Here is a 12,468-nt window from a genome sequence, read left to right on the forward strand (position 1 = left end):
AGAGCACCGCCACACCGACTCAGCGAGGAGACCGCGTGGTTGCGACCGCCGGACCGCAGGCCCGCGACACCGACGAGGACGGCCCGGAGCAGACCGGAGCCCGGGCGGTCTCCATCGTGCTGGAGGCCGCCCTCGGGGAGCGCGCGGTCGACCCGCGCGGGCTCGACGACGCCCTGGCGACCCTCGGGCTCACCGGCGACCCGGCCGTCCGCACGACCGAGCAGCTCTACCGGCTGCGCCGCGACCAGCGGCGGCTGCGCCGGCGCGAGCGGGAGCTGACGGCCCTGTTCTCCAGCGCCCGCGAGCTGGCCGAGGAACGTGACGCCGACGCGGTGCTGGCCCGCCTCGTCGAGCGCGCCCACGACATGATGGACTCCGACGTCACCTACCTCTCCCAGTTCGACGCCGCCGACCGGACGCTGCACGTGCGCAAGACCGTGGGCTCGGTCAGCCCGCAGTTCCAGCACCTCGTGGTCCCTCCCGGGCGCGGCCTGGCCGGTTTGGTCGTCGAGACCCGGGCGGCGCAGTGGGTCACCCGGTACGAGGACGACGGCCTCGAGTGGCACGAGGACACGCTCTCCGAGGCGGTCGCCGCCGAGGGGCTCGTCTCGCTCCTCGGCGTCCCGCTGCTCTCCGAGCAGGACGTGCTCGGTGTGCTGTTCGTCGGGATCCGCGACGAGCACGCCTTCGCCCCCGAGGAGATCGCGCTGCTGTCGGCGCTGGCCAACCACGCCTCCGTCGTCCTGCAGACCGCCCAGCGGCTGGCGCACCTGCAGCGCTCCCAACAGGAGGCGGGAGCGGCGCTGGACCAGCTGCGCCAGCACCTCACCGAGCGGGACCGGGCGGCGGCGGTCCACCAGCAGCTGCTGCGCTCGGTGCTCGAGGACAGCGACTTCTCCCCCATCGCCGAGAAGCTCGCCGAGGCGCTGCACCGCGGGGTCGCGGTCGTCGACGAGGCGGGGGAGGTCCTCGTGACCGCCGGCCCGCCCATCCCCCACGCGGCCCTGGCACCGGCCTCGGCCGCGGCCGAGGCCGTCCGGACCAGCCACGCCTCCGGGCGGTGCGTGCTCCTCGAGGACGGCGGGGGCATCGAGGCGGTCGCCGCCCTGACGGCCGGCTCGCACCACTTCGGTGCGGTGCTGCTCGGCGCCGGTGGCTTCCCCCTCAGCTCGGTCGACGTCCGCACGATCGAGCGCGGCGCCCAGGTCGGGGCGCTGCTCGCGATGCAGCGCCAGGCCGTCACCGACGCCGAGCATCGACGGGCGGGCGAGTGCCTCGCAGACCTGCTCGACGGCTCACCGGAGCGCCGGCGCGAGGGGGTGCGGCGGGCCAAGCAGCTGCGGGTCACGGTCCGTGAGCTCGACACCCTCCTGCTCGTCGCCGTGCCCGCGCAGCTGCGGGCGCAGGCCACCCGCCTGCTGCGCACCCTGCTCGAGGGTCGGGCGCTCGTCGGCGAGTACGGCGGGTACGCCGCGGCGGCCGTGGCTCCCCGGGCGGGCGGGGCGTCGATGGAGCAGCTGCACGACCGCCTCCGCGACGCCCTCGGCGGCCCCGTCCTGTCGGTCGGCGCCGCGGCCGACGACGACCTTCCCGGCGCCGCCGTGAGTGCGCTGCGCACCGCCCGGCTGCTCCAGGCGCTCGGGGTCGAGGACCTCGCCGCGCGGGCCGAGGACTACCACCCCTACGCCGCCGTCTTCGAGCCGGACCCGCTCGCCCTGCGCACGTTCCTCACCACGATGGTCGGTCCGGTCCGCCGGTACGACGAGGCGCACGGCACCGACCTGCTGGCGACCCTGCGGGCGTTCGTGCGCAACCAGGCGAGCCCGACCCGCACCGCCCGGGAGCTGAGCTTCCACACGAACACGATCCTGCAGCGGCTCGAGCGGCTCACCCGCGTCCTCGGAGAGGACTGGCGCAGCGACGAGCCGTTCTTCCGGCTGTCGCTGGCCGTCCGCCTCGACGAGCTCCTCGACCGGCTCGGCGGGCGCTCCGCCGACCGGACGCCCTAGCCGGCCGGCTGGGTGCTCAGCCGTGCCCGGGCCAGCGTGCGGTGCGCCTCGTCGAGGGCACGCAGCTCGGCCCCGTCCCCCTCGACGCGCCCGGCGAGCGTGACCGGCCGGTCGACGAACGCCGGGGCCAGCGAGCGCACCGAGAACCGCGTCACGGGCCGCCCGGCGAGGGCGCGGGCACCCAGGTCGAGCAGCAGCATGCGCAGCAGCGGCCCGTGGACGAGCAGGTCGGACAGCCCCTCGACGTTCTGCGCCCATGGCCGGTCGTAGTGGACCCGGTGGGTGTTGAAGGTCAGCGCCGAGTACCGGAACAGCGCCCGGCTGTCGAGCACCACCTGCTCCGACCAGGTCCACGTCTCCGGCTCGCCCGGCGGCGCCGGCTCGCGCGCCTGCGACGGGTCCTCGGCAGGCAGGAACACGTCGTGCCAGGTGCTCCTCACAGCCACCTCGCCGCCGACCAGGTACTCCCGCTCGACGTCGGCGAAGACCAGCTCCCCGGCCCGGCCCTGCTTGCGCGTCACGGCGCCGAGGGCGGTGCGCTGCTCGACCTCGTCGCCGTAGCGCAGGGGGCGCAGGAAGCGCGTGTCCTCCCCGGCGTACATGCGCCGCGGCAGCCCGACGTCGGGCACGACGTCCTCACCCCCGGGCGAGCCGTCGGGGCGCAGGTCGGCGTACGCGGCGTCGAAGGGGAAGTAGACGCCCTCCCAGCCCGGGGGCAGCGGCTCCCCGAGCACCGGCGGCGGGCCGGAGGGAGCGAACGTCGAGCGGTAGGCGGCGGCCGGCTCGAGCCGCAGCCGCTCGCGCCGGACCCGCTCCCCGCCCATTCTCAGAGCACCTTCGCCGCACGCAGCGCCGCGATCCGCGCCGCGTCGTAGCCCGCGAAGCGGCGCAGGACCTCCTCGGTGTGCTCCCCCACCCGGTTGGCCGGACGGTCGGGAACCGCGGGGGTGGCCCCGAGCTTGATCGGCGAGCCGAACATCCGCAGCGCACCCAGTGGGCCGTAGTCGGCCTCGACGACCATCTCCCGCTCGGCGGTGCCCGGGTCCTCGACGACCTCCCCGATGGTGCGCACCGCGGTCAGCGGGATGACGTCGCCGGCGAGGTCCTCGAGCTCCTGGCGGGTGCGCCCGGCGAACCAGCCGGTGACGAGCGGCTTGACCCGCCGGTCGTAGGTCTCCTTCTCGAAGCGCTTGCGCATGGTGTCGATCTCGGGGTCGGTGGCGGCCTCGGGGGTGCCGAAGAGCTCACAGCTGGCAGCCCACAGCTTGTCGGTGTACGCACCGAAGAACACCTGGCCGTCGGCGCACGGGAAGAGCTCGTACGGACGCACCCACGCGTGCTCGTTGCCGGCGGGGGTGGCGACCTTCCCGTCGACCGTGTAGTCGACGACGGCGCTCTCGGTCATCGCGACGATGCTGTCGACCTGCGCGACGTCGACCAGCTGGCCGGTGCCCGTGCGCTCGGCGTGCCGCAGCGCCGCCAGCGTGCCGATGACGGCGAACATCGTCGCGGACAGGTCACCGATGGTCACGCCCACCCGCACCGGCGGGGCGTCCGGGTAGCCGTTCATCGACCACAGCCCCCCGGCCGCCTGGGCGGTGCTGTCGAACGCGGGCCGGCGACGCCGGCTGCCGGTCTGGCCGTAGCCGGAGACGGCGGTGTAGACCAGGCGGGGGTTGACCTCGGCCAGCACCTCGTACCCGAGGCCGAGCTTGTCCATGGTGCCGGGCCGGAAGTTCTCGATGAGCACGTCGGCGTGGGCCACGAGGTCCTTGAGGGCCTGCTTGCCCTCCTCGCGCGAGAGGTCGAGGCAGACCCCGAGCTTGCCGCGGTTGTACTGGCCGTAGTAGCCGCTGAACTCCTCCTCGTCCGAGCGCAGGTACGGCGGGAAGCCGCGCGAGACGTCGGGGCTGGCCGGGTTCTCGACCTTGACCACCGTCGCGCCGAGGTCGGCGAGGGTCTGCGCGGCGTACGGGCCCGCGAGGACGTGCGACAGGTCGACGACGACGACGCCCTCCAGTGCTCCCTGGCCACCCTCGTGGGTCTCGGACTGCTCCCGCTGCATGCCTCACCTCGTCGTTCTCGCCGGGTCCGCGGCCGGCACGCCGTCCGGCCGGCCGGCCCCGCGTGCGCCACCGTGGCACCGTATCCGGGCGCCCGCCGCCGGTCGATGGGCCCGCGCCCCAGCGCGCACCCGCGGTCGTGGGCTCTCACCCCTGCGCCGGCCCCGGCCCGGCCAGCGACCGCAGGACGTCGGCGAGCTGCTCGACGCCCCAGGACAGCTCGTCGGGCTCGATGACCAGCGGCGGCGAGAGGCGCACGGTCGAGCCGTGGGTGTCCTTGGCGAGGACACCCCGCCGGGCGAGGGCCTCGCAGACCTCACGCCCGGTCGCGAGGGAGGGGTCGACGTCCACCCCCGCCCACAGCCCGATGACCCGGACCTCCTCGAGCCCGTGCCCGAGCAGCGGTGCCAGCTCCTCACGCAGCTGGGCCCCGAGCCGGCGTGCCCGCTCCTGGTACTCGCCCGTGCGCAGGAGCCCGACGACGGCCGTCCCGACCCGGCACGCCAGCGGGTTGCCCCCGAAGGTGGACCCGTGCTGGCCGGGGCGCAGGACGCCGAGGACCTCCCGGTCCCCGACGACCGCCGAGGCGGGCACGATGCCGCCGCCGAGGGCCTTGCCGAGGATGTAGACGTCGGGCGTGACCCCGACGTGGTCGCAGGCGAACGTGGCGCCGGTGCGGCCGAGGCCGGACTGGATCTCGTCGGCGAGGAGGAGCACGTCGTGCTCGTCGCAGACCCGGCGGACGGCGGGCAGGTACCCCGCGTCGGGGATGACCACGCCGGCCTCGCCCTGGACCGGCTCGAGCAGCACCGCGGCCGTGTCCGCCGTGACCGCCGCCTCGAGCGCGGCGGCGTCGCCGTAGGGCACGGTGACGAACCCCGGGGCGAACGGGCCGAACCCGCCGCGGGCGTCGGGGTCGTCGGAGAAGCCGACGATCGTGGTCGTGCGACCGTGGAAGTTCCCCGAGGCCACGATGACCTCTGCCCGCCCCTGCGGGACTCCCTTGACCTCGTAGGCCCACTTCCGGGCGACCTTGAGGGCCGTCTCGACCGCTTCCGCGCCGGTGTTCATCGGCACCATGAGGTCCTTGCCGGCGAGCTCGGTCACGGCGGCCGCGTACCGCTCCAGCCCGGTGTGGTCGAAGGCCCGGCTGACGAGCGTCATCGCCTCCAGCTGCTCGCGGGCGGCCGCGAGCAGCGCCGGGTGCCCGTGCCCGAAGTTCATCGCGGAGTAGGCGCTGAGCATGTCGAGGAAGCGGCAGCCGGCGTCGTCGGTCACCCAGACCCCCTCGGCCGTCGCGGCCCGCACCGGCAGCGGGGCGTAGGTGGTGGCCAGCCGGCTCCCCCGGCCGGGGGTGACGGCGCGGTCGTCGTGGTGCACTCGGTCCTCCTGTCGATGGTGGGTTTCGACCGTATGGACCATCACGTTCACAATCAATCGCTCATTCAGGCCGGTTGACCCCTAAGATTCTTCCGAACCTGCCCTCGCGCGACCGAACCTGCCCTCGCGCGACCGAACCTGCCACGGAGCGACCATGGACGACCTCGACCGCGCCATCCTGCGGTGCCTCCTCGCCGACGGCCGGGCCACGTTCCACGAGATCGGCCGCCGGGTGCGGCTGTCACCTCCGGCGGTCAAGCGGCGGGTGGACCGGATGCTCGCCCGTGGCGAGATCAGCCACTTCACCGCCGTCATCGACCCGGGGTCCCTCGGCTGGGAGGTCGAGGCGTACGTCGAGATCTACTACGACGGCAACGTGCTCAAGGACGAGCTCGCGACGAGTCTCGCCGGCATCCCGCAGGTCGTCGGGGTGTGGAACGTCTCCGGCGACGCGGACGCCCTCGTGCACGTCATGGCCGGGTCCATCGCGGAGCTCGAGGACACCATCGAGCAGATCCGTCGCACCGACCGGCTCCAGCGCACCCGCAGCGCGATCGTCCTCTCGCGCCTCTTCGAGCGCTCCCTGGGCTGAGCCACCGGGCGGGCGCGTGCCGCCTGCGGGCTCAGCCCATCGAGGGGTAGCGGTGGTCGGTCGCGGGGACGAAGGTCTCCTTGATCGCCCGTGGGCTGGACCAGCGCTGGAGGTTGGCCACGGCGCCGGCCTTGTCGTTGGTCCCCGAGGCCCGCCCGCCGCCGAAGGGCTGCTGCCCGACGACCGCGCCGGTCGGCTTGTCGTTGACGTAGAAGTTGCCCGCGGCGAAGCGCAGCGTGCGCGAGGCCCACTCGATGGCCCCGCGGTCGCGGGCGATGACCGACCCGGTGAGGGCGTACGGCGCCGCCGACTCGGCCTGGCGCGCGACCTTCTCGAAGTCACCGTCCTCGTAGACGTACACGACGAGAACCGGCCCGAAGTACTCGGTGGAGAACATCTCGTCGGTGGGGTCCTCGGCGAGCACGATGGTGGGCCGGACGAAGTACCCGACGGAGTCGTCGTAGCCACCACCCGCGATGACCTCCAGCCCGAGGGTGGCCTGCGCGCGGTCGATGCACGCCCGGTGCCGGGCGAACGCCCGCGCGTCGATCACCGCGCCGAGGAAGGTCGAGAAGTCGGCCGGGTCCCCCATGGTCAGCTCCTCGGTCTCGGCCACGAGCCGCTCCCGGGTCGCCTCCCACACCGAGCGGGCCACGTAGGCCCGCGAGGCCGCGGAGCACTTCTGGCCGGAGTACTCGAACGCGCCGCGGATCAGGGCCGTCCGCAGGACGTCCGGGTCGGCCGAGGGGTGGGCGAGGACGAAGTCCTTCCCGCCGGTCTCCCCGACGACCCGCGGGTAGGAGCGGTAGCCGGCGATGTTGGCCCCCACCTGTCCCCACAGCCGCTGGAAGGTAGCGGTGGAGCCGGTGAAGTGGATGCCGGCGAGGTCGGGGCTGGCGAGCGCGACCTCGGAGACCTCGAGACCGGTACCGGGGAGCATGTTGACCACGCCCGGCGGCATGCCGGCCTCCACGAGCAGCTCCATCGTCAGCGAGGCGCTCAGCTGCTGGGTCGGCGACGGCTTCCACAGCACCGTGTTGCCCATGAGCGCCGGGGCGGTGGGGAGGTTGCCCGCGATCGCCGTGAAGTTGAACGGGGTCACGGCGTACACGAACCCCTCGAGCGGCCGGTGGTCGAGGCGGTTCCACACCCCTGGGCTGTTCGCGACCGGCTGCTCGGCGAGGATGCGGCTGGCGTAGTGGACGTTGAACCGCCAGAAGTCGACGAGCTCGCACGCGGCGTCGACCTCGGCCTGGACGGCGGTCTTGCCCTGGCCGAGCACCGTCGCGGCGTTGAGCCGTTGGCGCCACGGCCCCGCGAGCAGGTCGGCCGCCCGGAGCAGCACCGCCGCCCGCTCGTCGAAGGGCAGCTCGCGCCATTCGGGCGCCGCGGCCGCCGCCGCGTCGACCGCCGCCTGGGCGTCGGCCCGGGTCGAGCCGCGCAGGACGCCCAGCACGCGCTGGTGGTCGTGCGGTGCCACGACCCGGATCTCCTCGCCTCCACCGGGCCGCCACTCGCCGCCGACGTAGGCCGGCAGCGGTGTGGTCGTGGCCCCGAGGGCCGCGACCTGCGCGGCCAGGCGCACTGGTGGCGCGGACGCACTCACCGGGCCCTGGTTGTCGGTGGCGACAAGACCGGCGGACCGGCTCGGCCGCCCGAGGCCCCGGGCGGCTCGGTAGGCTGTCGCGGTGGACATCGGCGAGGTCGTGGCGCGCTCCACGACCCACCTCGCCCCGGTCGCTCCCCAGCGGCCCACGACGCTGCGCGAGCTCCTCGACAGCCTCGGGCCGCACGCACTGCGCCTCGTCACCGCCACCCAGGACCAGCTGAGCCGCGGCGTCGGCGAGACGGCCCTCTACGGCCCCGGTGAGCCCGTCCAGGCCACCCCGGGCGGCGTGGTGCTGCTCACGGGCGGACGCTCCCACCCCGCGGAGGTCCTCGAGGGCATCGGGCAGGCCGGCGCGGCGGGTGCGTGTGCGGTGGTCGTGAAGTCGTGGAGCCGCGACCTCGGGACGCTCGCGAGCGCCGCGCGCTCGGCGGGCGTGGCGCTGCTGTGCACCCCCGACGAGATGGCCTGGCGCCACCTCGACGCCTTCGTCGCGGCGGCCACGCTCTCGCAGCCACCGGCACCCGAGGACGCCGGGTCCGGTGACCTGTTCGGTCTGGCGAACGCGATCGCCGCCTCCGTCGGGGGCCCCGTGACGATCGAGGAGGTCGACGGGCGGATCCTCGCCTACTCCAACCTCCCCGACCAGGAGATCGACGAGATCCGGCGGCGGGCGATCCTCGGCCGCCGGACCCCCGAGCGCCCGAGCAACGCCGCCGAGTACCAGGCGGTCGTCAGCTCGCCGGGCGCGGTCCTCTTCGAGAGCTCGCACCCCGAGTACGCCGACCGGCTCGCGGTCGCGGTGCGCGCCGGGCACCGGGTCCTCGGGGTGATCTTCGCGCTCGCCGACCGGCCACGCCTCGTCCCGGACGCCGACCGCGCCCTCGTCGACGCCGCCCGCACGGTGGCCCTGCACCTGCTGCGCCTGCGGGGCTCGCGCAGCCCGGAGCGCGAGCGACGCAGCGAGGCACTGCGCGGGCTGCTCGGCTCCTCCCTCGACCCGGCCAGTGCCGCCGCCTCGCTGGCGCTGCCCGAGCGGGCCCGGTTCGCCCTCGCCGTGGTCCGGCCGACCTCCTCGGCGCACACCCGCGCCGCGGACGCCGCCCGGGCCGCCGACCTGGTCTCCCTGCACGGCGAGTACTGGCACCCCGAGTCGGCGACCGTCCTCGACGGCGGCGACGTCGTCCTGCTCCTACCGGTGCTCGAGCCGGGGACCGAGCCCGAGGGCGGGGAGCGCACCCGCGCGCGGCTGCGCCGGCTCGGGCTCGACCTCGTCGCCGCCGCCCGTCGCTCGGCAGCCGTGGACCTCGTCGTGGGCTTCGGCCCGATGGTCCCGGACCTCGCGGCCGTCCCCGGCGGCCGGCTGCTCGCCGGGCGGGTGGCGGCGGTGCTGTGCGACCCCCTCGGGCCGGACACCCAGCGCGTCGCGACGCTGCACGACGTCCGCAGCGAGGTCGTCCTCGCCGCGCTGCGCTCCGGGTCCCCGGTGGACGACGACGCGCTGCTGCTCCCGCAGGTGCGTGCCGTCCTCGAGCACGACCGCACGCAGGGCACGGACTACGCCCGCACGGTGCTCGCCTACCTCGGCTCGCTCGGCAACGTCACGGCGACCGCCGAGGCCCTCGGCGTCCACGACAACACGACCCGCTACCGGGTGCGCCGCGTGGCCGAACGGTTCGGGGTCTCCGTCGATGCCGGCGACGAGACCCTCGTGACCTGGCTCCAGCTGCGGACCGCCCTCGGGGCGGCACCCCGCTGAGCCTTGTGCCCGCCGACAAGGCTCGGGGCCGGGGTCGGGTCCGCACGACAGTGGCGCCGGCCGCTCCCGGCCCTAGCGTGCGGGCCAGACCTGCCCGCCCGAGCGTAGAGAAGGACCGCCGCCATGCCCTCGACCCTCTTCACCACCGTCCGCTGCGGCCTCGGCGGCCCGCTCGCGGACGTGCTCGTCACCGACGGTCGGGTCGCCGCGGTCGGCGCCGCGGGGACGGTGAGCGCCCCGGACGCGCAGCGGGTCACGGCACGGGACGCCACCCTGCTGCCGGGGTTCGTCGACGGGCACGTGCACGTCGAGCAGTGGGCGCGCCACCTGCACAGCGTCGACCTCGGTGCCGCCACCGGACCGCTCGAGGCGGCCGCGGCCCTGCGCTCGGCGCTCGGCACCGCGCCCGGCCGCGAGCGGGTCCACTGGGGCCACGGCATCGTCCCGGCCCTGTGGAGCACGGCTCCGCACAAGCGCCACCTCGACGACGCCGTCGGTGACCTGCCCGTGGCGGTGAGCAGCATCGACCTGCACACGACCTGGCTGAACAGCGCGGCCCTGGCCCTCGTCGGCCTGGGCGAGCACCCGACGGGTGTGCTGCGGGAGACGGAGTCGATCCAGACCAAGGCCCGGCTCGCGGCGATGACGCCCGAGGCGGAGCTCGACGGCTGGATCCGCGAGGCCGTCGGCGGGCTGCCGGCGCTGGGCGTCACCGGCCTGACCGACCTCGCCTACGCCGACACCATCGCCGACTGGCAGCGTCGCTCCGCGGCGGGGGCGCCCCCGGTCCGGGTACGGGCCGGCATCTGGGAGCCGTGGCTCGAGGCCGCGGTCGCCGGGGGGCACCGCAGCGGTGCCGTCGTCGCGGGGACCGACGGGCGTGTCCGGGTGGGGCCGTTCAAGATCGTCAGCGACGGCTCGCTGAACACCCGCACCGCCTGGTGCGTCGACCCCTACCCCCACCCGTCGGACGACGCCGGCCGCTACGGGCTGTGTCTCGTCGACCCCGACGACCTCGTCGACCTCATGTCCAGGGCCTGGGCCGCCGGCCTCGAGCCGGCGGTGCACGCGATCGGCGACCGCGCCAACCGGGCCGTGCTCGACGCCTTCGAGCAGGTCGGCTGCCCCGGCCGGGTCGAGCACGCGCAGCTGGTCCGCCGCGAGGACATGGCCCGCTTCGCCCGCCTCGACGTGGTCGCCTCGGTGCAGCCGCAGCACGCCGTGACCGACCGCGACGTCGCCGACCTGCACTGGGCCGGACGCACCGACCGGGCGTTCGCCTTCCGCTCGCTGCTCGACGCCGGGGCCCGCCTTGAGCTCGGGTCCGACGCGCCGGTGAGCCCGCTGGACCCGCGGATGGCCATCGCCGACGCGGTCTACCGGACCGATGACGAGCGGCCCGCCTGGCATCCGGAGCAGACCGTGCCCCTGGAGGTCGCCGTCGCCGCGGCGAGCGCCGGGGTCGACGGGGTCGAGACCGGCATGGTCGCCGACCTCGTGCTCGTCGAGGGCGATCCCCACGAGCTCGACCGGGAGGGTCTGCGCACCCTGGGGGTGCTCGCGACGATGGTCGAGGGCACCTTCACCTACCGGGAGGTCTGAGCCCCCGGGTCGGGTGCGCACAGCAGCTCCGACACGCCCGCCGCGAGGGCGCGGGTCTCCGCCTCGACGGCGCGCACCCGTGGGCTGACGACCTCGGTCGGGCCGACGACGCACGCGGCGGCCGCTACCGCACCCGCGGCGTCCCGGACGGGGGCCGAGACCGAGATGACGCCGAGCTCGTCGATCGACCTCATCGACAGGACGCCGTCGCGCGCGGCCCGGCGGAAGCGCCGCATGAACATGTCCACCTGGGCGGGCGTGTGCCTGGCCGGGAGGATGTCGACCAGCCGGCGCTCGTCGATGTCCTGGACGAGCGTGGGGCCCCCGTCGGACCCGATGATCGGGGCGAGCCGCCCGAGCCACGGCGTCATCCCGAGGCCCTCGCCCATGTCCCGCAGCTCCTCGACGAGGGTGAGGCTGCGCAGCCCGTCGAGGACCGTGATGAACGCACAGGCGCCCGCCCGGTCCGCGGTGCGGGCCACGAGGGGCCGGCCGAGCTGCAGCATGGTCGGCACGGCGACCGCACGGTGCCAGCCGTGCACGCCCCACCCCAGCCAGACGTCCCCGCGGTCCCGGCCGGTCCGGACCAGGTCCGCGCGCCGACAGGACTCCAGCAGGCGGCGGGTGCGGTCGGGGCGCAGGCCGCTCGCCCGCGCGATGCCCGTGACGGTGTCGCGGCCCCCGGCGAGGTGCCACAGGACCCGCCAGGCCGCCTCGAGCCCGGCCGGCGCCCGGGAGGGGTCACCCGGCGGGGACCCCGGGCGGTCGGGCCCGTCGGGCGAGCTGGCGAGCTCGGCCGCGAGGACCTGGCGGGCCTCCTTGAGCAGCCGGCGGGCCCGGGCGACCCCCGGGGTGGAGCGGCTGACCGGGACCCGCACCCCGAGCACGGCCACGCACTCCCCGGCGGGGCTGCGCACGGGGACGGCCACCTCGACACCCATGCCGACCGTCGACTCCACCGCCTGGCCGCTGCCGGCACCGGGGTCCTCCTCGTCGCGGTCCCACGCGGCTCGCACGACGGCGCGGCGCGCGTCGGTGACGAGCTCGCCGACCCGCGCGGGCGACTGCAGCGTCCAGACGGACTCGACCGCGGCGACGACGCGCACCCCGCCCGCGACGGGAGCGCCGAGGAAGGCCGTCTCGCCGGTCCGATGGGCGAGCAGCGTCAGCGCGTAGCGCACGGCCGGCACGAACCGCGCCGCGGCCCGACCCGAGAGGCGCACGGCCTGCGGCCCGATCCGGTAGCTCCCGTAGGCCGGGGCGTGCTCGAGCAGCCCGAGGTCGGTCAGCTCCGAGCACAGCCGTGACGTGGTGCTCAGCGCGGTGCCGAGGCCGCGGGCGAGGTCGCCGACCGCGAGCGGGAGGGTCGGGTCGGGCCGGTCGGCCACCGCGCGCAGCACCCGCATGCCCGCGACGACGTGCGTGGTCACCGCCGCGCTCCCGCCGCCGCGGGTGCC

Annotated in this window: 9 protein-coding genes; 4 read left to right on the forward strand and 5 right to left on the reverse strand. The window is 75.6% G+C overall.

Going from position 1 to position 12,468, the window contains the following annotated elements:
* Positions 1 to 35: 35 nt before the first annotated feature.
* On the forward strand, positions 36 to 2,009 hold the full coding sequence (locus G8D98_RS10275; protein WP_166102592.1) for a helix-turn-helix domain-containing protein: 1,974 nt from the start codon (positions 36 to 38) through the stop codon (positions 2,007 to 2,009).
* On the opposite strand, the gene G8D98_RS10280 is transcribed toward G8D98_RS10275, so the two are convergent.
* From G8D98_RS10280 to rocD, 3 genes are all read right to left on the reverse strand, one after another.
* Positions 2,006 to 2,833, reverse strand: a complete 828-nt coding sequence (locus tag G8D98_RS10280) for an FAS1-like dehydratase domain-containing protein (RefSeq protein ID WP_166102595.1) — start codon at positions 2,831 to 2,833, stop codon at positions 2,006 to 2,008. The two genes, G8D98_RS10275 and G8D98_RS10280, sit on opposite strands and share 4 nt — an antisense overlap.
* 2 nt (positions 2,834 to 2,835) lie before the next feature.
* On the reverse strand, positions 2,836 to 4,074 hold the full coding sequence (locus G8D98_RS10285; RefSeq protein WP_166102597.1) for a CaiB/BaiF CoA transferase family protein: 1,239 nt from the start codon (positions 4,072 to 4,074) through the stop codon (positions 2,836 to 2,838).
* Between the two features lie 145 nt (positions 4,075 to 4,219).
* Complete coding sequence (gene rocD, locus G8D98_RS10290) at positions 4,220 to 5,452, reverse strand: ornithine--oxo-acid transaminase (RefSeq protein ID WP_229661934.1); 1,233 nt, start codon at positions 5,450 to 5,452, stop codon at positions 4,220 to 4,222.
* A gap of 154 nt (positions 5,453 to 5,606) precedes the next feature.
* On the opposite strand from rocD, the gene G8D98_RS10295 reads away from it, so the two are divergent.
* Positions 5,607 to 6,044: an Lrp/AsnC family transcriptional regulator gene (locus tag G8D98_RS10295; RefSeq protein WP_166102600.1), complete on the forward strand. Its 438-nt coding sequence runs from the start codon at positions 5,607 to 5,609 to the stop codon at positions 6,042 to 6,044.
* A 31-nt stretch (positions 6,045 to 6,075) separates the two neighbouring features.
* Here G8D98_RS10295 and pruA read toward each other — a convergent pair whose 3' ends face one another.
* A complete protein-coding gene (gene pruA / locus G8D98_RS10300; protein ID WP_166102602.1) occupies positions 6,076 to 7,740 on the reverse strand; it encodes an L-glutamate gamma-semialdehyde dehydrogenase in 1,665 nt (554 codons plus the stop codon).
* Between pruA and G8D98_RS10305 the strand changes: the two genes are divergently transcribed.
* Positions 7,733 to 9,409, forward strand: coding sequence for a PucR family transcriptional regulator (locus tag G8D98_RS10305; protein ID WP_166102604.1), 1,677 nt, complete (start codon positions 7,733 to 7,735; stop codon positions 9,407 to 9,409). The genes pruA and G8D98_RS10305 overlap by 8 nt on opposite strands.
* A 123-nt stretch (positions 9,410 to 9,532) precedes the next feature.
* Positions 9,533 to 11,011, forward strand: coding sequence for an amidohydrolase (locus G8D98_RS10310; RefSeq protein ID WP_166102606.1), 1,479 nt, complete (start codon positions 9,533 to 9,535; stop codon positions 11,009 to 11,011).
* Here G8D98_RS10310 and G8D98_RS10315 read toward each other — a convergent pair.
* Positions 10,996 to 12,441, reverse strand: a complete 1,446-nt coding sequence (locus G8D98_RS10315) for a helix-turn-helix domain-containing protein (protein ID WP_166102609.1) — start codon at positions 12,439 to 12,441, stop codon at positions 10,996 to 10,998. The genes G8D98_RS10310 and G8D98_RS10315 overlap by 16 nt on opposite strands.
* Between the last annotated feature and the right edge of the window lie 27 nt (positions 12,442 to 12,468).

The sequence above is a fragment of the Phycicoccus endophyticus genome, from assembly GCF_011326735.1.
Lineage (GTDB): Bacteria > Actinomycetota > Actinomycetes > Actinomycetales > Dermatophilaceae > Phycicoccus > Phycicoccus endophyticus.

What these genes read in the sequence shown, in the direction of transcription:
- G8D98_RS10280 (WP_166102595.1), bottom strand. Translation starts at nt 2,833, where the DNA reads ATGGGCGGGGAGCGGGTCCGGCGCGAGCGGCTGCGGCTCGAGCCGGCC.
- G8D98_RS10285 (WP_166102597.1), bottom strand. Translation starts at nt 4,074, where the DNA reads ATGCAGCGGGAGCAGTCCGAGACCCACGAGGGTGGCCAGGGAGCACTG.
- G8D98_RS10295 (WP_166102600.1), top strand. Translation starts at nt 5,607, where the DNA reads ATGGACGACCTCGACCGCGCCATCCTGCGGTGCCTCCTCGCCGACGGC.
- pruA (WP_166102602.1), bottom strand. Translation starts at nt 7,740, where the DNA reads ATGTCCACCGCGACAGCCTACCGAGCCGCCCGGGGCCTCGGGCGGCCG.
- G8D98_RS10310 (WP_166102606.1), top strand. Translation starts at nt 9,533, where the DNA reads ATGCCCTCGACCCTCTTCACCACCGTCCGCTGCGGCCTCGGCGGCCCG.